Here is a 21,579-nt window from a genome sequence, read left to right as displayed (position 1 = left end):
AGTAGTTTCCTTTTTTGTGGATAATTCATACAATATTCTAACATAAAATAAAAAAGTTTTCCACAACAGTGAAAAATAAAAATCCACAGTGTTTATAAAAGTTTTCCACAGGTTGTGGAAAACACAAAAAAAGGCTTAAAATCGGGTGATTTAGCCTTTTTTTCTTGTGGAAAACTATGAAATAAAAAATGAGCAATTCACAAGCTATTTTAGCCTGTTGATAATTCTGTTAAAGTCTTCTTCGCTCTGAAAATGCAATTGTAAATCCCCCTTGAAGCCTGATTTGGCAAGGGATAAGCTAACTGGAACTCCCAATAATTTTGACAGTTCTTTTTCTTGATGGTGAATAAAAATATTTTTTTTATTTTTTTGCGAAGATTTTTTAGCAGGTGTAGATTTTTTGACTAATTCTTCTAGTTTGCGGACACTAATTTCTTCAGTGATGACTTTTTGGTACCACTTCTCTTGCTCTTTTTCATTTTTAAGCGTGAGAAGCACACGCGCGTGGCCTTGAGACAGTTGACCTCTTTCAACGGCTTTAGAAATGGCACTTGGTAAATTCAATAATCGTAAGCAATTAGTGATGTAAGGGCGAGATTTTCCCATGAATTGAGCCAATTCTTCGTGTGTCATCTGATTTCTGTCTAATAATTGCTGATAAGCTTTTGCTTCCTCGATGGGATTAAGATCTGAGCGTTGCAAATTTTCGACAATAGCTAGTTGCATACTTTCTTTATTAGAAATTTCTTTGATAATTGCTGGAATTTCGCTCAAGCCAGCCATTTTAGAAGCTTTAAGACGTCTCTCTCCTGCTATAAGCTCATATCCAAAGATAGCGGATTTTCGAACGATAATGGGCTGAATAAGGCCATTAGTTTTGATTGAACGAGAAAGTTCTTCTAGTTCTTCTTGTTTAAATTCTAAGCGGGGTTGGTAGGGATTTGGAGAAATATCGTCAATGTTGATTAGGTTTAGTGTCTCAGTCATATTTTGTCCTTTAAAAAATGAAGCTGAGAGAGCTCAGCCTCATTGATTTTTAATTATAAATTATTGGTTTGATGAAGAAGAGAGGTCTTGGGTAGTTTTTGTTAGTTTAATTGTTTCAGTTTTCTTAGTAGTTCCACGGTAGAATGTTACTTTGACAGAATCTCCAGTTGAATGTCCATAAAGGATACTTTGGAGATCAGTAATAGAGGTAACTTCTTTATCATCAATAGCTGTGATAACATCGTATTTTTCAAGAATTCCTTCAGCAGGCATACCTGATTGTACTGAGGCTACAACAACTCCTCCAGTGACACCAGTTGGAATGTTGAGGTGGCTAATAGATACCGTTGATAAATCGCTTAAATTAGCCATTGTGATACCGAGTGCTGGACGAATAACTTTTCCGTTTTCTTCCAATTGATTAATGATTTTGACAACATCATTAGATGGAATGGCAAATCCCATACCTTCTACAGATTCACCTGAACTAGATGTTGAAGAAATTTTACTTGAGTTGATACCGATAACTTGTCCTTCGATATTAATCAAAGCTCCTCCAGAGTTACCTGGGTTAATAGCGGCATCAGTTTGGATAGCATTTGTTGAGATAGTTTCGCCATCGTCGTTAGTCATTGTTACTGTACGACTTAGACTTGATACAATCCCTTGGGTTACAGAGTTTGCGTAGTCAGTTCCAAGTGGGCTACCGATGGCAATCGCTGTTTCACCGACGGTAATTTTATCTGAGTCAGCAAATTCAGCAACGGTAGAAACTTTATCAGAAGAAATTTTGACAACAGCGATATCTGAATAAGTATCAGCTCCGACTAATTCTCCAACAACTTTTGTACCATCAGATAGCATAATTTCAAGCTGCTCAGCGCCGTCAACGACGTGGTTATTAGTTACAACGTAGGCAGAATCGCCATCTTTTTTGTAAATAACACCAGAACCTTCGCTAGAGATGTTTAAATCATCATCAGACGATGAATTGTTGCTATTTGCATTATCACCAAATAATTGAGCGTATAAGTCATTTGATGATGTGTTAGATTGATAATTAATAACGGATACGACAGCGTTTTGAACCTTTGAAACTGCCTTTGTTGTATCGTTAGAATTTGAGTAACTTACTTTACTTGTTGTTGTTTTAGTACTTGAACCGCTGACATTATTTATCGAAATGCCAGCCATATTTAAAATCAGTAGCGTCCCAGCCACTCCTCCGATGAATCCGATTAAAATGACAGACAACGGCTTGAGTATTTTTTTAGTTTTAATGTTAGGAAAATTAATTTTTTTCATGTCTCTACCTCCCTTTTATTTACAGCTAGCATATAAAAAACGACTTAATTATACCTTAAAAGATGAAAAAAATAAAGTAATCCACAGGTTGTGGAAAACTTTTTATATTTGTGTAAAAAAGCCTAAAATAAAGCGATTATAGCCCTGTTTATAGCTTGTTAACATGTGGATAATGTGTGAAAAGCTTGTGAATATGTGGTAAAATAAAAGCATGAAAGTTAAAATTATCGCTGTAGGAAAATTAAAAGAAAAATATTTAAAAGATGGTATTTCTGAATATGGCAAACGCATGAGTCGCTTTGCAAAATTTGAAATTATCGAATTACCCGATGAAAAAACACCTGATAATGCCAGTGACGCTCAAAATCAACAAATTATGGAAAAAGAGGGCGAACGTATCTTGGCTAAAATTTCAGATCGTGACTACGTCATTGCTTTAGCTATTGAAGGCAAACAGTTCCCGTCAGAAGAATTTAGTAAGATTATTGCTGATGCAACGTTGAGAGGCTATTCAGATATTGTATTTGTTATTGGAGGAAGCTTAGGATTAGCAGATAAAGTTAAAAAGCGAGCTAATTTGAAAATGAGTTTTGGTTTGTTGACTTTACCTCATCAGTTGATGCGCTTAGTCTTATCTGAGCAAATCTATCGTGCTTTCATGATTCAACAAGGAAGTCCTTATCATAAATAAAAAAGCAGTTCAGATGAACTGCTTTTTTATGGTTTCGTGTGAAACATGTATAAAAAAAGCCGACTTACGTCGGCTAAAGATTTGATCCCAGCAGGATTCGAACCTGCGACCGTTCGCTTAGAAGGCGAATGCTCTATCCAGCTGAGCTATGAGACCATATCAACTTAATCATTCTATCAAAATAACAGCTTTTCTGTCAACTAAAAATCGTACTTTCGGGCAGAAGTGATTTTTTTTAAAAGGAAAAAAGAAGTAAACGAAATATTATCTTTTTACTAGTAAACAACTACTTCATTTTTACTATAAGAGTATCTCAAAAAGCCTGTTATTTAGGGATTTTTGGCACGTTAAAATTATTTGAATTTTTCGGCGATATTTTAGTGCAAAAAAACTTCAAAAAAAAGTAAAAAAATTGAAAAAAACTATAGACAAACCGAAAATTTCTGCTATAATAATAAGAGTGTTGAGGGGAAATCCTAAAACTTCTGGTCCGTTGGTCAAGGGGTTAAGACACCGCCTTTTCACGGCGGTAACACGGGTTCGAATCCCGTACGGACTATAAAACTACTGCTTAGCAGTTTTTTTGTTTATCCGGCATAGCTCAGTTGGTAGTAGCGCATGACTGTTAATCATGATGTCGTAGGTTCGAGTCCTACTGCCGGAGTGATAAGACACCTTCCTAAGTTTTACTTAGGATTTTTTATTGCTCAGATAAACAAAAGAATCAAGCTTTTCGAATTAATTTAGGTAAGGTCAGACAATTATGATCTGCCTTTTTTGTTAGCTACTAGAGATAGAAAAACACCCCACTGTCTATTCATTGTCAGTGGGGTGTTTGATGTTTAATTACCTTTTTTTCGTTTTCTTATAGCATGATAGATAATAAATAGAATAACACCACTAAGCGATAGGATTGCTCCTTGCTTAAGTCCTGTTGGAAGATAGGTTAATGTTACCTTACCTTTTCCAGTTTTTACATTAACTTTCATAAAGCCATTCTGAGCTCTAGATAGTGATAGCTTTTTGCCATTTTGAGTGGCTGTCCATCCTTTGTCGTAGGGAATGGTAAATAGCAGTGATGAGTCTTTTGTTGCAGTATAAGCCGCTGTTACAGTATTTTTATCAGTGGTAACTGAGACAGGTTGGCTATTGATAGTTTCCATGGCTTTTTGGTAGCTAGTCAAGTCAAGTGCATAAAAGTTTGGCTGATTGAATGATACCTGAGTGTTTTCAGGGAATATAAAGCTAATTTGTAATGTTTGTGGGTCTTTGAAATAACCAAGATCAAAGAATGTGTAGGTATTGTCAGTCGTATATTCTGTACTTTTTCCGTTCACAGTAATTTGAACTTTTTGGCTATTTTCGTTAGCAAAGGTGATATTTGGTACACTAACATAAAGTTGGGTATTTCCAGCTACTGTAAGGCTATAATTAGCATTAGCGTGAGCACTTAATTCATCGCCGTTATTTGTTGTTATACGACCATTTAAATCACTTGCTCCACTAGTTAGCTGGGATGCTAGACGTGTAAAGTAATTTTCAGAAAGTCCGGTGATGTTATTGATTAAATTGGTTTGGTTGTCAAGAGTGTTGACACTGAAGTCAATGTCTTTGTAAACACCATTTGTCAGAAGAGCTAACTGACAAGCATATTGGTTTTCATATAGTGACATGTTGTTGGAAGTATCGACACAACTATAGCCAAATTTATTGACATCTGTTTCTGAAAGATTGTATTTTACTGCAAATAGACTGTCCATTAGCAAAGTATTATTTTGGTAACGGAGATTTAGATTAGTCCCAGTTGATTTAAATCCTAGTCGGTCTAATGTGCTGCTAGATATTGTATTGCGAATAGATGAGAACTGCGAAATACCATTGTAGTTATACTTCATGCTATCGTTTCCTGTTTGAGGTAGTAATTCTTCGGTACGGTAGAATGTCGTATTTAGTTCTTTGGTATTTTGAACGAGTTTTTCGATATCTGTTAAATCACGAGCATAACTTTGGCGAGATGGGAATACCCATTCATTATTTAAAGCGTTAATTTGGTAATAAGTATTGAGTGATATTTCAAAGAGTGTGAAGATAAGTGTAAAGCCTACAACAAAATTAAAGGTCAAATATTGCTTAGCATGGCTAAGTAGGATAATAGCGTAGGCGATTAAGAAAGAAAACGTGATAACAATTTGAGGAGCTTCTAAGAAATCATAGTGATTTTTTAAAATTGCGGTGGCTAAGAAACCAACAGTAAGAGGGATAAGTCCAGCAAGGTAATGTTTGATTTCCAGTTCTTCTAGGTGTGATAAAGTTTCAGCAGCAAGAAGGACAACCAAGACTGAGAAAGTCCATGAGTAGCGATGAAGGAACATATTTGGTGAGTGCATTCCTTGCCACATCAAATCAAGGGGCTCGAGATAAAAGCTCGCAATAATTAGTAGCAACATTAGCCCGTATGCCACACGTGTTTGCCATTTGATTGACTTAATTGTAAAGAAGATAATGGCAAGAATAAGTGGAAAGATTCCTACATAAATCATAGGAATAGACCCGAATTTTGTAGTGTCGTAAGATCCGACAAAGTTTTTCGCAAATAAATCAAAGAACCAAGAACTATCTGTAAACCAACTTGTAAAGCTAGAAAATTTTTCACCATGTGTTGAAAGGTCTAAATAGGTTGGTAACAGCATGATACAGCTAGATAGGCCTGATAAGGTTGACACGATTGTAAAGTCAATAAATTGACGTCCAATGGTTTTCCAGGTTGAATTTTTGCTTAATTGAACAAGGAAATATAAGGTGAGGAAAATAGCTACCATAAATCCAAAATAGTAATTTTGGATGAAAAGAATGGTTAAGCTAACGTAGTAGAGGATGAACCTCTTTTGGAAAATTAAATGATTAAGACCAAGAATAATAAGTGGCAAGAGGATAAAGACGTCAAGCCACATATTGATTTCAATTTGGCTAATGGCGAAACTCATCAAAGCATATGACGTTGATAAGATGATAGTGAATGATTCTAATACTTTTGGATAAAGCTTTCGCAGGCTATAAAAGCAAGATAGCCCCATACAAGCAACTTTTAATAGCGTAAAAAGATATATGGCATCAGGCATAGTTTTTAAGCTGAAAAAGTAGACTAAAGGTGAGAAGAAACTTCCGAGATAGTAGCTTATTAGAGCGTAAAAATTGAGCCCAAGTCCACTTGTAAAAGTGTAGAAAATGCTATCTGAGCCGTGTAAAATATTTCGTAGATTTTCAGCAAAAATCACATATTGATGAAAACCATCACTGGCTAAAATAGTTGTCTCACTATTGAAGGTAATATTTTCAGCTAACAGAGCAAAAAATAAGATAATTAACGGTAGACAAAAAGCAGCTGCGTAGTAAAGTTTGTTTTTGGTAAGTTTAAATGATTTAAATGTCATAATGTTAGTAAGACAGGTTGAGATAAAAATCCCAACCTGTTTCTTTTCTATAAAGTATTGTAGCCGTCATAGCAAGCTATGACAAAATGATTAATCTTTCCAAAGTTCTTTAACTTTTGCTTGAACTTCTTCATTTTCAAGAAATTCATCGTAAGTTTCATCGATACGGTCGATAACTCCATTTTTAGAGATAACTACGATGTGGTTAGCAAGAGTTTGAATGAATTCATGGTCGTGACTAGCAAAGATAATTGATTCTTTGAAATCTTTCAGACCATCGTTCAAGCTTGAGATTGATTCCAAATCTAAGTGGTTAGTTGGGTCGTCAAGAACAAGAACGTTTGATTTAAGAAGCATCAATTTAGAAAGCATCACGCGCACTTTTTCTCCCCCTGAAAGAACGCTAACTGATTTGTTAACTTCATCTCCAGAGAAAAGCATGCGTCCTAGGAAACCACGAAGGAAAGTATTATCGTCTTCTTCTTTAGATGCAAATTGGCGAAGCCATTCAAGGATTGATTCACCAGATGCAAAATCACGCGAGTTATCTTTTGGAAGGTAAGAACGGCTAGTAGTTACACCCCATTTGATTGTTCCTTCGTATTCGATGTCATCCATCAAAGCGCGGATAAGAGCTGTTGTTTGAATATCGTTTTGTCCGATAAAGGCTGTCTTATCACCTGGACGTAGGATAAAGCTGATATTGTCAAGAACTGTTTCACCATCGATTTTAACAGATAAGTTTTCGACTGTTAGCAAATCTTTACCAAGTTCACGTTCAGCTTTGAAGTTGATGAACGGATATTTACGACTTGATGGCACAATTTCTTCAAGTTCGATTTTATCAAGCATCTTCTTACGAGAAGTGGCTTGTTTTGATTTAGAAGCGTTGGCAGAGAAACGAGCAACGAATTCTTGCAATTCTTTGATTTTTTCTTCTGCTTTGGCGTTACGGTCAGCTTGCAAGCGTGCAGCAAGTTCAGAAGATTGTTTCCAGAAGTCGTAGTTACCAACGTAGAGTTTGATTTTACCGAAATCAAGGTCAGCCATGTGTGTACATACTTTGTTCAAGAAGTGACGGTCATGGGAAACAACGATAACAGTATTTTCAAAGTCAATCAAGAAATCTTCTAACCAAGTGATTGATTGGATGTCAAGACCGTTGGTTGGTTCGTCAAGAAGAAGAACATCTGGTTTACCAAAAAGAGCTTTGGCAAGGAGAACTTTCACCTTGTCACCGTTAGCAAGTTCACTCATATTTTGGTAGTGAAGGTCTTCAGGAATATTAAGGTTTTGGAGCAATTGAGAAGCTTCACTCTCAGCTTCCCAACCGCCAAGCTCAGCAAATTCGCTTTCTAATTCTGCTGCGCGGACACCATCTTCATCTGAGAAATCAGGTTTCATGTAGATAGCGTCTTTTTCTTTCATAATGTTATATAGGCGCTCATTTCCCATGATAACAACGTCAATCGCACGTTCTTCTTCATAGTCAAAGTGATTTTGACGAAGAACTGATAGACGTTCGTCTGGTCCAAGGGAAACATGACCTGTTGTTGGTTCAATATCTCCTGCCAAGATTTTTAAAAATGTAGATTTTCCTGCACCGTTGGCACCGATTAAACCATAGGTATTTCCAGCTGTAAAGTTGATGTTAACCTCATCAAACAGTTTTCTATCGCTGAAACGTAGTGATACATCAGAAACTGTAAGCAATTTTTCACCTCATAATATTTATCTATAAGCTCATTGTACATGAAAAAGCCCCAATTTTCAATTAGAGAAAGGGGGCTTTGAGTTACATTTCAGTTACATTGGTAAGATAGCATCTTTTTCGTTAAGTTTGTAGTATTTTTTAAGGCTGAAACCACGTCCCATAACTTGTGTGGCAGGCATGACAACGATAAAGGCTGCTTCGTCGATTTTTTGAATATTTTTTTCTAAACGAGGAACTTCTTGACGTGAGACAGTTGTCATCAGCATTGTTTGTTGCTCGCCTGAGAAGCCACCAGTCACAGGAATTTCTGTCACACCACGGTCAGCTTCCATGGAAATATAATTTTTGATTAAATCATTTTTCGGAGAAATAATCATAAGGTTACGAGACGATGTGACACCGATTTGCATGCTGTTAACGACATATCCAATGACCAATAAAGCAATAATAGAGTACATAACAGTATCGACGTCGAAGGCTAGAAATCCCATAGCTACACTACAGCCATCAACGATAGTCATTGCGACAGCTAAAGGCAGTGGTGTGTATTTATGGAGAATTTGGGTGATAATCCCTGTTCCACCAGTTGAAGAATTTCCCCAGAAAACAACTCCTAGACCAAAACCACAAATAACAGCTCCAAAAAGAGCAGCAAGTAGTGGATTATGGGTAAGATTTGGGAGGTCTTCAGTTAATTTGATGAAGATAGAGTAAATCCATGACCCGTAAATTGTTTTAAAAAATGTTTCTTTTCCCAAGAAAAGCCAGCATGAAATCAATAATGGAAAATTGGTAATCATGACAAAGTTACCCGGATTCCACCCAAGTAAAGCCTTCAGACTAACAGCAATTCCGACCACCCCGCCAGAGGCAATGTGATTTTCAAGGAAAAAGCAGTTAAAACCAACAGCAGCAATAAAAGACCCAGCAGTTACGAGTCCAAAATCAATAAGTTTTTTCTTCATATTAATCCTCTTCTTAATAACAAACGATTATATTATGGCAAAGAAGCACCATATCGTCAAGATTTTTTGAGATAAAGCTCAAAAACAACTTTTAATCTTTCTAATTTAATTAAAATCACAAATGCATAAATATACCAAAGTAGTGAATATCCAAAATTTCCCCTGTGAAATAGGGTCTGAGCTTGACAAAGAGGGTATAATTTCATAAAATGAAGAGGATTCAGAAGAGTAATGTAAACGCGTACTTTTAGAGAGCTGATGGTGCTGAGAATCAGTAGTAACCTTACATGAATGGGCTGATGAGAAAAAAGAAATAATCTTTGCATTGATTGTGTAAATGTTTATATAGTGGTAAAGAGATGATAGACTAAGTCTATTAATTGAGGTGGTACCGCGTATCGATAACGCCCTCACGTAGTTTAACTACGTGAGGCGTTTTTATTTGAATTAATTATTGAGGTGATAAAATGGCAAAACCAATTATTTTAACAGGTGACCGTCCAACAGGTAAATTGCACTTGGGACACTATGTTGGAAGTTTGAAAAATCGTGTTCTTCTACAAAATGAAGATAAATACGACATGTTTGTTTTCTTGGCTGACCAACAAGCCTTGACAGACCACGCTAAAGAATCTGAAATTATCAGAGAATCAGTAGGAAATGTTGCACTTGATTATCTTTCTGTAGGTCTTGACCCAGCTAAATCAACAATCTTTATTCAAAGTCAAATTCCTGAATTGGCTGAATTGACAATGTACTACATGAACCTTGTTTCATTGTCACGTTTGGAACGCAATCCTACAGTTAAAACAGAAATCGCACAAAAAGGATTTGGAAGCTCAATCCCAACAGGATTTTTGGTTTACCCAATTTCACAAGCTGCAGATATTACAGCTTTCAAGGCTAATTATGTGCCAGTCGGAAATGACCAAAAACCAATGATTGAACAAACACGTGAAATTGTTCGTAGTTTCAACCATACTTATAAAACTGATGTCTTGGTTGAACCAGAAGGAATTTTCCCTGAAAACGAAGCAGCTGGTCGTTTGCCAGGTTTAGATGGTAATGCCAAAATGTCTAAATCTCTTGGTAACGGTATCTACTTATCTGATGATGCTGATACAGTTCGTAAAAAAGTTATGAGCATGTATACTGACCCGAACCACATTCGTGTTGAAGATCCAGGTCAAATCGAAGGAAATATGGTTTTCCACTATCTTGATGTTTTCGGACGTGAAGAAGATCAAGCAGATATTGCTGCTATGAAAGAACACTACCAACGTGGTGGTCTTGGTGATGTGAAAACAAAACGTTACCTACTAGAAATTCTTGAACGTGAATTAGCACCAATCCGTGAACGTCGTTTGGAATACGCTAAAGATATGGGTGAAGTTTTCCGTATGCTTGAAAAAGGAAGTGAAGCAGCGCGTGAAGTTGCAGGACAAACACTTGCTGAAGTAAAAGCAGCTATGGGAATCAATTACTTCTAAAATACACAGAACTCCGAGGTGATTACTTCGGAGTTTTTTTAGAATCACAAAACATGTGATTTAGATGAGAATTGCAAAAATAATCAGTCTAATATAGAAGAGAATTTTTGGAAAAAAATTGAATTTAATTTATTGACAAATGATTTTAGCGTGTTATTATAATAACAATAAAAAATTAGCTAGGGTTAAAATCCCCTACAAATATATAGAAAAGAGGGTTTATTTAATGTCAAATTGGGACACTAAATTTTTGAAAAAAGGTTACACTTTTGATGACGTACTACTCATTCCTGCTGAAAGTCATGTTCTTCCAAATGAAGTTAACATGCAAACAAAACTTGCAAAAAATTTGACATTGAACATTCCTATCGTAACAGCGGCTATGGATACTGTTACTGACAGTCGAATGGCAATTGCGATTGCACGTGCTGGTGGTCTTGGTGTTGTTCACAAAAATATGTCAATCCAAGAACAAGCTGAAGAAATTCGTAAAGTAAAACGTTCTGAAAATGGTGTTATTATTGATCCTTTCTTCCTAACACCAAAACACTCTGTTTCAGAAGCTGAAGAATTGATGCAACGCTACCGCATCAGTGGTGTTCCAATTGTTGAAACTCTTGAAAATCGTAAATTGGTAGGGATTATCACAAACCGTGATATGCGTTTTATCTCAGATTACCATGCTCCAATTTCTGCACATATGACAAGTGAAAAATTGGTAACAGCTCCTGTTGGAACTGACTTGGAAACTGCAGAACGCATCCTTCACGAACACCGTATCGAAAAATTACCTTTGGTTGATGAAGCTGGACGTTTGTCAGGTCTTATCACTATCAAAGATATTGAAAAAGTTATTGAATTCCCTAATGCTGCTAAAGATGAATTTGGACGTCTTTTGGTTGCAGGTGCTGTCGGTGTTACATCTGATACATTTGAACGTGCTGAAGCCCTTTTTGAAGCTGGTGCAGATGCAATTGTTATCGATACTGCGCATGGTCACTCAGCTGGTGTTCTACGTAAAATCGCTGAAATTCGTCAACATTTCCCAGAACGTACATTGATTGCTGGTAACGTTGCTACTGCAGAAGGAGCACGTGCTCTTTACGAAGCAGGTGTTGATGTTGTTAAAGTCGGAATTGGTCCTGGTTCAATCTGTACAACACGTGTTGTTGCAGGTGTTGGTGTCCCTCAAATTACAGCTATTTATGATGCAGCACAAGTTGCGCGTGAATACGGTAAAACAATCATTGCTGATGGTGGTATCAAATATTCAGGTGATATCGTTAAAGCTTTGGCAGCTGGTGGTAATGCTGTAATGCTTGGTTCTATGTTTGCTGGTACTGATGAAGCGCCAGGTGAAACTGAAATCTTCCAAGGACGTAAATTCAAAACATACCGTGGTATGGGATCAATTGCAGCTATGAAGAAAGGTTCAAGCGACCGTTACTTCCAAGGTTCAGTTAATGAAGCTAACAAACTTGTTCCAGAAGGAATTGAAGGTCGTGTAGCTTATAAAGGTGCTGTTGCTGATATCGTCTTCCAAATGATCGGTGGTATCCGTTCAGGTATGGGATATGTTGGAGCAGAAAATATCCTAGCTCTTCATGAAAAAGCACAATTCGTTGAAATGTCAGGTGCTGGTTTGATTGAAAGCCACCCACACGATGTTCAAATTACTAACGAAGCTCCTAACTACTCTGTGAAATAATATTTTATAAGTAATAGAAAGAAATTCTGATGGCGATGCGCTGTCAGAATTTTTTTGTAAGAATACCTTTACAAAATGACGTAGAATATGTTAGAATAGTTAACTATGTTCGCCAAAAACATGAAATTTTCTTTCACTTTTCTGAAAAAGCGTTTTCATAAAAGCGAACAGCTAATTTTTATATTTACAACAGTGTAAACAACGTTTACTAATCTGTAAAACATATCGTAAAGGAGAAAAAATGCAGGGTATTTTATTTGCATTGATTCCCATGATTGCATGGGGAAGTATCGGGTTTGTCAGCAATAAAATTGGAGGTAAACCAGATCAACAAACATTAGGAATGACTCTTGGGGCACTTGTATTTGCCTTTGTTGTATGGTTGTTTGTTCAACCAGAAATGTCAGTTACACTTTGGGTTGTCGGAATTATCGGTGGTATGCTATGGTCTATGGGACAAAATGGTCAATTCCGCGCAATGCAATACATGGGTGTTTCAGTTGGTAACCCTCTATCAAGTGGTGCTCAACTTGTATTTGGTAGCTTGATTGGTGCAATCGTATTTGGAGAATGGAGCAAACCAATTCAATACACACTAGGTATTGTTGCTTTACTTCTATTGGTTATCGGTTTCTATTTCACAAGTAAACGTGATTCTGAAAAAATTGAATCAGGTGTCCTTACTGACTTTGGTAAAGGTTTCCGTGCATTGACTTATTCAACAATTGGTTACCTTTCTTACACTATCTTATTTAACAATATCATGAACTTTGATGCCTTGGCAGTTATCTTCCCAATGGCTGTTGGTATGGTTCTTGGAGCAGTTGCCTTCATGAAATTTAATGTTAAATTTGAAACAGTTGTTATTAAAAATGCTATCGTTGGATTTATGTGGGGTATTGGTAATGTCTTCATGCTTCTTGCTGCAGCAAAAGCTGGTCTTGCAATTGCCTTTAGTTTCTCACAATTAGGTGTTATCATTTCAATCATGGGTGGTATCTTATTCTTAGGTGAAACTAAAACACGTAAAGAAATGCGTTGGTTAGTCATTGGTATTGCATGCTTTGTCCTTGGAGCTGTACTACTAGGAATTGTAAAATCTTACTAATCTTTGTTGACAGTGGTGTCAATGATTTTGTAAACATAAAGAAAAAGCTGGCTAAGCCAGCTTTTTTTTAGTTTTCTTGAATATGTCCTTTAGTAACAGTGAAGATTTTTAATTCTTTAGGGAGTTGTGATAAATGTTCAAGACTTGTTGTTGTGATGAAGGTTTGAACATTTTTAGCGATAATCATTTTCAATAACTCAGTTTGTCTGTAATTATCTAACTCACTCATAACATCATCGAGAAGTAGAATTGGATAATCGCCCGTAACATTTTTGATGAGCTCAATTTCAGCCATTTTTAATGACAGAATTAGGCTACGGTGTTGTCCTTGGCTCCCAAAATTAGCTGGCATATCATTGATGAAAAATTCTAAGTCATCACGGTGTGGACCGGCACCGGTATTCTTTTTGAAAATATCTCGTTTATGATTCTTTTCCAAAGTTTTTAAAAATTGTTCTTTGATATCAGATTTTTTATCAAAAGGAACAGATGATAAATAATGAATTTTCAAATGTTCTAAGCCATCAGAAATGGTATAGTGGTAGCGATCAGCTTCTTTTTCTAAATTAGCAATAAAATCTAGACGGTGTTCCATAACACGGCTACCAAAGTCGGCTAGCTGTTCATCGAGTACTGCTAAAAAGTCAAGGTCGACTTTTTCGGCTGTTTTAAGATAGGTGTTGCGCTGTTTGAGAACATGGTTGTAATTTGATAAATCAGATAGATAAACTGGTTTTATTTGTCCAAGGTCGATATCGATAAATTTGCGACGAAGGCTAGGCGCCCCTTTTATGAGTTGCAAATCTTCAGGAGCAAATAAAACAACAGTCATCACTCCAATATAATCGGATAGTTTAGCCTGTTTTAGGTGATTGATTTTAGTAACACGCCCTTTGCTTGAAAGGTCGATTTCTAGAGGAACTACCCCAGTTGAGCGTTGTAAATTACCTGAGACGCGGAGTTCTTTTTCCTGAAAATGAATCAGCTCTTTGTCCAGACGTGTACGGTGGCTGCGAGTTAAAGATAAGAAATAAATAGCTTCTAAGAAATTAGTTTTTCCTTGGGCATTTTTCCCAATAAAAACATTGAGTCCAGGGGAAAATTCAAGTTCATTATTTAAATAATTACGGTAATTTTTTAAGGCTATTTTTTGAATCCACATGATTAAGTTCCTGGAAAACGAATAGGTTTACGTTCGTTTGTCTGTTTAGCTTGTTTTTTAGGTTGATTTTGCTTTTTAGCTTTTTTATTTTTAGCGTTTAACTCTTTGACAATAGCAGCAACACGAGCTTTTTCAGCCATAGCTTCAAGATGTTCTTCTTTTTCTTTAGTCGTTGGTTCAATAATATTGATTGTGATATTGTCTTCTGGAATAGCTACAACATCACCAATGCGGATTTTTTTCCCACGACGTTTTTCGTCTTCACCATTGAAAAGGACAGTTGTTTCTGCTAAGTAACCTTTAATAGCACCACCACTTTGGATAATACCCAGTTCTTTTAATAAAGCTTGTAAAGTAATATAGTCATCAAATAATTTGTATTCCATTGTTTTCTCCATTTTGTAATCCAAGTAATTATAACATAAACGTGGTATAATTTTAGCTAATAAAGTGTATTAGTAAGGAATTTGTAATGAAAATAGTTGATGGTGTTGAGTTACATTTAATTAAAAATGAAAAATTCAAGATGAACCACATTACCTTTCGTTTTTCTGGAGATTTTAATCAAAAAACAGTTGCGAGACGTGTTTTAGTGGCTCAAATTTTGGCAACTGCTAACGCCAAATACCCTACTGCTCAGCGCTTTAGAGAACGCTTGGCAAGCTTATATGGAGCCACTTTATCAACTAAAGTATCAACGAAAGGACTAGTTCACATTGTTGATATTGAATTATCATTTATGAAAAATCGATATACAATGGCTGAAGAAAATCTTTTAGAAGAAGTCATTGACTTTTTGTATCAGGTTCTTTTTTCTCCGCTTGTCACTGTTGAGCAGTATCAATCCAAACTTTTTGAACTTGAACAAACTAATTTGATTAATTATTTGAAGGCTGATAAAGATGACAGTTTTTATAGTAGTGAATTAGGGTTGAAAAAACTCTTTTTTGAAAATCCAGCTTTTCAAAGTTCAAAATATGGTACGGCAGAATTGGCAGCAGCTGAAAATTCTTACACAGCATTTCAAGAGTTTCAGAAAATGCTTCGCGAAGATCAGCTGGACATTTTCATATTAGGAGAATTTGATGATTATCGTATGTTGCAGCTGTTTAATAAATTCCCTTTTGAAGATCGTCACAAGGATTTAGTATTTGACTACCAACAAGAATTTAGCAATATTGTTCAAGAAAAATTAGAAAGCCGAGAAGTTAATCAGTCAGTTTTACAGTTGGGATATTCTTTTCCAACGCGGTATGGTGACAAAGATTATTTTGCTTTGCTTGTTTTTAATGGATTTTTTGGTGGGTTTGCCCATTCACGTTTGTTTACAGAAGTTCGTGAAAAAGAAGGGCTGGCATATACTATCGGAAGCCACTTTGATATTTTTACAGGTTTACTGAATGTTTACGCTGGTATTGATCAAAAAAATCGTAATAAGGCGATGCAGTTGATTAATAAACAATTTTCTATTATTAAGACAGGACGCTTTTCAGAAGCTCTTTTAAAGCAGACTAAGAAGATGCTAACAGTGAATTTGCGATTGTCAGGAGATTCTCCAAAAGTTTTGATTGAACGTTGCTATAATGGACAGTATTTGGAAAATCACTATAACATTGACGAAATGATTGACAAGATTGACAAGGTTAGTAAAGCTGATATTCTTCAATTGACAAGAAAAATTAGATTACAAGCTTTATATTTTTTGGAGGGAAAGTAAATGACAATATTAACTGAAAAAATTTTCTCTGAAATTGGTGAAAATCTCTATACTGCCGTACTAGATAATGGCATGAAAGTTTACTTGATTCCCAAAAATGATTTTCAAGAAAGTTGTGGAATGTTGGTGGTCAATTTTGGATCACTTGACAACAAGTTTACACAAAATGGCAAGGTTAGAAGTTATGAAGAGGGAATCGCTCACTTTCTAGAGCATAAACTATTTGAACTAGAAAATGGACAAGACGTCTCAGAATTATTCACCAATGCAGGTGCTAACAGTAATGCTTTTACAACTTTTGACAAGACTTGCTTTTATTTTTCAACGGCAGACAATTTAAGTGAAAATCTAGCCTTGTTGCAGCATTTGGTGTCAGATACTGCCTTTACAGAGGAGTCAATTGAGCGAGAAAAATCAATTATCGGTCAAGAAATTGACATGTATCAGGATGATGCAGATTATCGATTGTATCAAGGCATTTTAGAGAACTTATATCCAAAAACAGCGCTTGCTCAAGATATTGCAGGAACTCAAGAGAGTGTTGCTAAAATTACTGTTAGCGACCTAAAAGAAAATCACGAAGTTTTCTATTCACCACAAGAAATGGCATTATTGGTTGTTGGTAAATTCGATAAGGATGCCATCTTTGAGCAAATTCAGGACATTCAAAAAGGCAATATGAAAACTGTCCATCATTTAGAACGTCAAAAAACAATTTATGAACCTGTAGTGCCTCAAAAGTCGGTTTCAATGGAGGTGGTTCAACCAAAACTAGCCATTGGTTTGAGAGGACCAGTTTTATCTGCAGGAATGTCTACTTTACGTCAAGAATTGATTTTGAGAATTTTCTTTGCCATGATTTTAGGGTGGACATCAAAACATTATCAAGAGCTTTACGAAAATGGTCAAATCGATGATTCATTTGATTTTGAAATTGAAGTTTATGGGGATTTCCAATTTTTGATTATTTCTCTAGATACACCAACACCAATTGCTATGGCGACGAATCTTCGACAATATCTTGATAAAGTCGCGCAGTCTCGTGATTTAGAGGATTTATCGAAAGAACATTTTGAAATTGTCAAAAAGGAACTGTTTGGTGACTTTTTCAAGAGTTTAGACTCAATTGAAAATCTATCTGCTCAATTTATTAATCACTTATCTGATGATCAGACCTATTTTGCTGTTCCGAAAATTTTGGCTAGCCTAACTTTTGAAGAGGTATTGAAAACAGGAACTGAATTTGTCGCGCAATCAGATGCAACAGAATTCACAATCCTTCCAAAATAAAATCGAAATACTGGCTAAAATTTGCTATAATAAATCTGATTATATTTTTGTTAAAGGAAACCTTGTATGAGAGAAGAAACAATCGGAGAAATCTTAAGAAAAGGTCGAGTCGCAAAAAACTTGACCCTAGAAGAAGTCGAAGAAAAAACAGCGATTCCATCGCCCCATCTTCTAGCACTAGAATTAGAAAAATTCAAGCTGATTCCTGCAGATGAGGTTGAGGAATATCTTACTCAATATGCTGATTTGGTTGATGTTGATTCAGCAGAACTATTAAAGCGCTATCGAGAAGAGACTAAAGGTAATGCTAAGGTTTCAGCAGCAGCTGAAGATGAGAAAATTACTATTGTGCCTAGTCATAAGCAAGCTGTTAAGCCAGTTCAAAAACAAGAAGTAGAAAATAAAGATGAATTTGGTGTTGGTTCACGCTCAAGTCGCTATAAGAGCGCTGAAAAAAACACTACTTACCTTCCAATTGTTATGTTATGTGTGGTTGCACTTGCTATCCTAGCTTTTGTCACATTTGTGACTTGGAGCCAACTTCAAACTGATAGTAATAATAATTCAAAACCAAGTTACTCTGTTGTTCATAGTTCTTCATCAGAAAGCAGTTCATCAACTTCAGAAAGTTCAACTAGCGAATCTTCTTCTGAAGAAGAGAAAGGTTTGAAGATGGAAACTGAAGGTAGCGGAAGCAATTTAACTGTTAATGTATCAAATGTTTCAGACACAGACAATTTGACAGTTGATATTAAACTATCTGGTGCTGATAGCAGCTGGGTTTCTGTAAGTAACTCAGAAACTGGTGAAGGTGGAACACTTCTTTCTTCAGCAGGGAATACAAGCTTCTCAACAGCACTCGTTGCTGGAGCTAAAACATCTGTAATTACCCTAGGAGTTACAGAAGGTGTTACTGTTTCAATTAATGGTCAAGAAGTTGATATGTCAGCTTTGACAAGTACAACAGTAAGTTACATTACAATTAATATTCAATAAGGTAGGAAAATGAAAGTCGATTTTACAAAAAAAGAAAATATTCCTAATTTGTTAACATTAGGACGCATCGTATTAATCCCAGTATTTATTTTAATTCTTTGCTTTGCAAATAATACTGCTGGTCACGCTGTTTCAGCGGTAGTGTTTGCACTTGCAAGTATTACAGATTATTTGGACGGATACCTTGCAAGAAAATGGAAAGTTGTTACAAATTTTGGGAAATTTGCAGACCCATTGGCTGATAAAATGTTAGTTATGACTGCATTTATCATGTTGGTTGAGCTTAAAATGGTTCCAGCTTGGATTGCAGCGATTATTATTTGTCGTGAGCTTGCTGTGACAGGGCTTCGTTTACTACTTGTTGAAAATGGTGGAACAGTTTTAGCAGCAGCTATGCCTGGTAAAATCAAAACATTTACTCAAATGTTTTCTATTATTTTCTTGCTTTTCCATTTTTCACTTATTGGAACACTTTTACTTTATGTTGCTTTGATTTTCACTATTTATTCAGGATATGATTACTTCAAAGGAGCAGGATTCCTCTTTAAGGACACTTTTAAATGACATTAAATAGTATTGACGTTAAGCATTTAACATTTAAATATACTGATCAACAAGATTACAATACCTTAGATGATTTATCGTTTCACGTGAAACAGGGAGAATGGCTTTCTATTATTGGCCATAATGGTTCAGGAAAATCAACAACAGTTCGTTTAATTGACGGACTGTTAGCTGCTGAGTCAGGTCAAATCTTTGTTGAAGGTGAACTATTAACAGAAGAAAATGTGTGGAACATTCGTCAAAAAATAGGAATGGTTTTTCAAAATCCAGATAACCAATTTGTTGGTGCGACAGTTGAAGATGACGTAGCTTTTGGTTTGGAAAATAAAGGAATTCCTTTAGAAGAGATGAAAGCACGTGTTAAAGAAGCACTCAAACTTGTTGGAATGTCTGCCTTTGCTAACCGCGAGCCTTCTCGCCTTTCAGGTGGACAAAAACAACGTGTTGCGATTGCAGGAGCAATTGCTATGCGTCCTAATATTATTATTTTGGATGAAGCGACAAGCATGTTAGATCCAGAAGGGCGTATTGAATTGATTCAGACAATCAAGGAGATTCGTGATAAGTATAATATGACGGTCATCTCTATTACTCATGATTTGGATGAGGTGGCGCTTAGCGACCGTGTTTTAGTCATGAAAAAAGGAAAAGTTGAGTCAAGTTCAACACCAAGAGAACTCTTTGCTAGAGGAGAAGAATTATTGACATTAGGACTTGATATTCCTTTTTCAGCTAATCTCATCTCTGCTTTAAAGAATAAAGGGTTTGAATTTACAGAGGATTATCTTACGGAAAAGGAATTAGAAGATCAATTATGGGAATTACTCTTGAAGGCGTAAATTACACATATCAAGCGGGGACACCTTTTGAAGGGCGTGCCCTTTTTGACATTAATCTTTCTATAAAAGAAGGTTCTTATACAGCTTTTATTGGACATACTGGTTCAGGAAAATCAACGATTATGCAGCTATTAAATGGGCTTAATATTCCAACAAAAGGTGCTGTTATTGTTGATGATATTAAAATTACAGCTGAGTCAAAAAGTAAGGAGATTAAGCCTGTTCGTAAAAAAGTAGGGCTTGTCTTCCAATTTCCAGAAAGCCAACTTTTTGAAGAAACAGTTCTTAAAGATGTTGCATTTGGACCACAAAATTTTGGTGTTTCTGTAGAAGAAGCTGAAAAACTGGCACGTGAAAAACTTGCAATGGTCGGCATTAAAGAAGAACTTTTTGAAAAAAATCCTTTTGAACTCTCAGGTGGTCAAATGCGACGTGTTGCGATTGCTGGCATTTTAGCAATGGAACCAGAAGTTTTGGTATTAGATGAACCCACAGCAGGTTTAGATCCAAAAGGTCGCCGTGAGTTGATGACGTTATTTAAAGAATTGCATCAAAATGGTATGACAATTGTTCTCGTTACGCACCTGATGGATGACGTTGCTGATTATGCTGATTATGTCAATGTACTCGAAGGTGGGAAATTAGTGCGTTCTGGCTATCCTAAAGAGGTCTTTCAAGATGTTGATTTTCTTGAAAGTAAGCAGCTTGGTGTTCCTAAAATAACTAAGTTTGCTCAAAAACTTGTCAAACGAGGCTTACATTTAGAAAGTTTACCGATTACTATAGAAGAATTTGCTGAGGTGGTGAAACATGGATAAACTAATACTTGGTCGTTACATACCTGGAGATTCATTGATTCATCGTCTAGATCCACGTAGTAAGTTACTTGCGATGATTCTATATATTGTTATTGTTTTTTGGGCCAATAACCTCGTTACCAATCTTTTGATGATTGCATTTACTTTGGTAGCTGTTATCCTATCGAAGATTAAATTGAGCTTTTTCTTGCGCGGCGTTCGTCCGATGATTGGTATTATTTTATTTACGACTTTGTTCCAAATGTTCTTTACGCAAGGTGGCGAAACTTATTTTCAATTTGGAATCTTGAAAATTACAAGTTATGGTTTTAGTCAAGCGGTATTGATTTTCATGCGTTTTGTATTGATTATCTTCTTTTCAACGCTATTGACTCTTACAACAACGCCTTTAAGTCTTGCTGACGGAGTTGAATCTCTATTAAAACCCTTTGTGCGATTTAAGGTACCAGCCCATGAAATCGGCTTGATGCTGTCATTAAGCTTGCGTTTTGTTCCAACGTTGATGGATGATACAACACGTATTATGAAGGCGCAGCAGGCGCGTGGGGTTGATTTTGGTGAAGGAAATCTTATTCAGAAGGTAAAATCTATTATCCCAATTCTAATCCCACTCTTTGCTTCAAGCTTTAAACGTGCAGATGCTTTAGCACTTGCGATGGAAGCAAGGGGGTATCAAGGTGGAGATGGACGTACAAAATATCGAATTTTACAATGGAAATTGAAAGATTCTTTGACTATTTTGATCGTTGTAATTTTAGGAATTCTCTTATTTTATCTTAAAAAAAGCTAAAACG

18 protein-coding genes, 3 tRNA genes and 1 other annotated feature are annotated in these 21,579 nt (G+C 36.0%); of the genes, 13 read left to right on the top strand and 8 right to left on the bottom strand.

Annotated features, from left to right (window positions below; genetic code table 11):
* Positions 1-204 precede the first annotated feature (204 nt).
* Positions 205-987: a ParB/RepB/Spo0J family partition protein gene (locus tag ACNTMY_RS09455; RefSeq protein ID WP_423216252.1), complete on the bottom strand. Its 783-nt coding sequence runs from the start codon at positions 985-987 to the stop codon at positions 205-207.
* A 60-nt stretch (positions 988-1,047) separates the two neighbouring features.
* The gene (locus ACNTMY_RS09450; RefSeq protein ID WP_423216251.1) at positions 1,048-2,292 is read right to left on the bottom strand and encodes a S1C family serine protease; all 1,245 of its coding nucleotides are present in this window, start codon (positions 2,290-2,292) and stop codon (positions 1,048-1,050) included.
* 211 nt (positions 2,293-2,503) lie between these two features.
* Between ACNTMY_RS09450 and rlmH the strand changes: the two genes are divergently transcribed.
* On the top strand, positions 2,504-2,983 hold the full coding sequence (rlmH, locus tag ACNTMY_RS09445) for a 23S rRNA (pseudouridine(1915)-N(3))-methyltransferase RlmH (protein WP_423216250.1): 480 nt from the start codon (positions 2,504-2,506) through the stop codon (positions 2,981-2,983).
* 82 nt (positions 2,984-3,065) lie between these two features.
* Here rlmH and ACNTMY_RS09440 read toward each other — a convergent pair.
* A tRNA-Arg gene (locus tag ACNTMY_RS09440) sits at positions 3,066-3,139 on the bottom strand.
* 331 nt (positions 3,140-3,470) lie between these two features.
* Here ACNTMY_RS09440 and ACNTMY_RS09435 point away from each other — a divergent pair.
* Both ACNTMY_RS09435 and ACNTMY_RS09430 read left to right on the top strand, forming a co-directional pair.
* Positions 3,471-3,542 (top strand) — tRNA-Glu (locus tag ACNTMY_RS09435).
* 31 nt (positions 3,543-3,573) lie between these two features.
* Positions 3,574-3,647: transfer RNA gene (locus ACNTMY_RS09430), tRNA-Asn, on the top strand.
* 178 nt (positions 3,648-3,825) lie between these two features.
* On the opposite strand, the gene ACNTMY_RS09425 is transcribed toward ACNTMY_RS09430, so the two are convergent.
* The 3 genes from ACNTMY_RS09425 to ACNTMY_RS09415 form a co-directional block, all read right to left on the bottom strand.
* A complete protein-coding gene (locus tag ACNTMY_RS09425; RefSeq protein ID WP_423216249.1) occupies positions 3,826-6,414 on the bottom strand; it encodes a YfhO family protein in 2,589 nt (862 codons plus the stop codon).
* Between the two features lie 90 nt (positions 6,415-6,504).
* Entirely contained in the window at positions 6,505-8,127 is a 1,623-nt protein-coding gene (locus ACNTMY_RS09420; RefSeq protein WP_004233679.1) for an ATP-binding cassette domain-containing protein, read from the bottom strand.
* 93 nt (positions 8,128-8,220) lie between these two features.
* Positions 8,221-9,093 carry a YitT family protein gene (locus ACNTMY_RS09415; RefSeq protein WP_024344474.1) on the bottom strand — a complete coding sequence of 291 codons (873 nt, stop codon included), beginning with the start codon at positions 9,091-9,093 and terminating at the stop codon, positions 8,221-8,223.
* A gap of 206 nt (positions 9,094-9,299) precedes the next feature.
* Positions 9,300-9,508, top strand: a binding site (T-box leader).
* A 52-nt stretch (positions 9,509-9,560) separates the two neighbouring features.
* On the opposite strand from ACNTMY_RS09415, the gene trpS reads away from it, so the two are divergent.
* The 3 genes from trpS (at position 9,561) to ACNTMY_RS09400 (ending at position 13,399) form a co-directional block, all read left to right on the top strand.
* Positions 9,561-10,583 carry a tryptophan--tRNA ligase gene (trpS, locus tag ACNTMY_RS09410; protein WP_004233676.1) on the top strand — a complete coding sequence of 341 codons (1,023 nt, stop codon included), beginning with the start codon at positions 9,561-9,563 and terminating at the stop codon, positions 10,581-10,583.
* A 226-nt stretch (positions 10,584-10,809) separates the two neighbouring features.
* Entirely contained in the window at positions 10,810-12,291 is a 1,482-nt protein-coding gene (gene guaB / locus ACNTMY_RS09405; protein WP_423216248.1) for an IMP dehydrogenase, read from the top strand.
* Positions 12,292-12,532: 241 nt separating this feature from the next.
* The gene (locus ACNTMY_RS09400; protein WP_423216247.1) at positions 12,533-13,399 is read left to right on the top strand and encodes a GRP family sugar transporter; all 867 of its coding nucleotides are present in this window, start codon (positions 12,533-12,535) and stop codon (positions 13,397-13,399) included.
* A 67-nt stretch (positions 13,400-13,466) separates the two neighbouring features.
* On the opposite strand, the gene recF is transcribed toward ACNTMY_RS09400, so the two are convergent.
* A complete protein-coding gene (gene recF, locus ACNTMY_RS09395) occupies positions 13,467-14,561 on the bottom strand; it encodes a DNA replication/repair protein RecF (RefSeq protein WP_423216246.1) in 1,095 nt (364 codons plus the stop codon).
* Positions 14,562-14,563: 2 nt separating this feature from the next.
* On the bottom strand, positions 14,564-14,947 hold the full coding sequence (gene yaaA, locus ACNTMY_RS09390; protein ID WP_423216245.1) for a S4 domain-containing protein YaaA: 384 nt from the start codon (positions 14,945-14,947) through the stop codon (positions 14,564-14,566).
* Between the two features lie 86 nt (positions 14,948-15,033).
* Here yaaA and yfmF point away from each other — a divergent pair, with 86 nt between their 5' ends.
* The 7 genes from yfmF to ACNTMY_RS09355 all read left to right on the top strand — a co-directional run bounded on the left by yfmF (position 15,034) and on the right by ACNTMY_RS09355 (position 21,575).
* Entirely contained in the window at positions 15,034-16,278 is a 1,245-nt protein-coding gene (gene yfmF / locus ACNTMY_RS09385) for an EF-P 5-aminopentanol modification-associated protein YfmF (protein WP_423216244.1), read from the top strand.
* Complete coding sequence (gene yfmH, locus ACNTMY_RS09380; RefSeq protein WP_423216243.1) at positions 16,279-17,568, top strand: EF-P 5-aminopentanol modification-associated protein YfmH; 1,290 nt, start codon at positions 16,279-16,281, stop codon at positions 17,566-17,568.
* Positions 17,569-17,634: 66 nt separating this feature from the next.
* The gene (locus ACNTMY_RS09375) at positions 17,635-18,564 is read left to right on the top strand and encodes a RodZ domain-containing protein (protein ID WP_423216242.1); all 930 of its coding nucleotides are present in this window, start codon (positions 17,635-17,637) and stop codon (positions 18,562-18,564) included.
* A gap of 9 nt (positions 18,565-18,573) precedes the next feature.
* A complete protein-coding gene (gene pgsA / locus ACNTMY_RS09370) occupies positions 18,574-19,128 on the top strand; it encodes a CDP-diacylglycerol--glycerol-3-phosphate 3-phosphatidyltransferase (protein ID WP_423216241.1) in 555 nt (184 codons plus the stop codon).
* The gene (locus ACNTMY_RS09365) at positions 19,125-19,967 is read left to right on the top strand and encodes an energy-coupling factor ABC transporter ATP-binding protein (protein ID WP_074566968.1); all 843 of its coding nucleotides are present in this window, start codon (positions 19,125-19,127) and stop codon (positions 19,965-19,967) included. The genes pgsA and ACNTMY_RS09365 overlap by 4 nt, the downstream gene beginning before the upstream one ends.
* Positions 19,943-20,785 carry an energy-coupling factor ABC transporter ATP-binding protein gene (locus tag ACNTMY_RS09360; protein WP_423216240.1) on the top strand — a complete coding sequence of 281 codons (843 nt, stop codon included), beginning with the start codon at positions 19,943-19,945 and terminating at the stop codon, positions 20,783-20,785. Before ACNTMY_RS09365 ends, ACNTMY_RS09360 begins: the two co-directional genes overlap by 25 nt.
* Positions 20,778-21,575 carry an energy-coupling factor transporter transmembrane component T family protein gene (locus ACNTMY_RS09355; RefSeq protein WP_033153608.1) on the top strand — a complete coding sequence of 266 codons (798 nt, stop codon included), beginning with the start codon at positions 20,778-20,780 and terminating at the stop codon, positions 21,573-21,575. The genes ACNTMY_RS09360 and ACNTMY_RS09355 overlap by 8 nt, the downstream gene beginning before the upstream one ends.
* The last annotated feature ends 4 nt before the right edge of the window (positions 21,576-21,579 follow it).

This window comes from Streptococcus equinus, assembly GCF_049393735.1.
In the GTDB taxonomy this organism is placed as follows: domain Bacteria; phylum Bacillota; class Bacilli; order Lactobacillales; family Streptococcaceae; genus Streptococcus; species Streptococcus equinus_G.
Note: the sequence above shows the minus strand (reverse complement) of the source record. Positions and strands in the feature narration are given on the sequence as shown.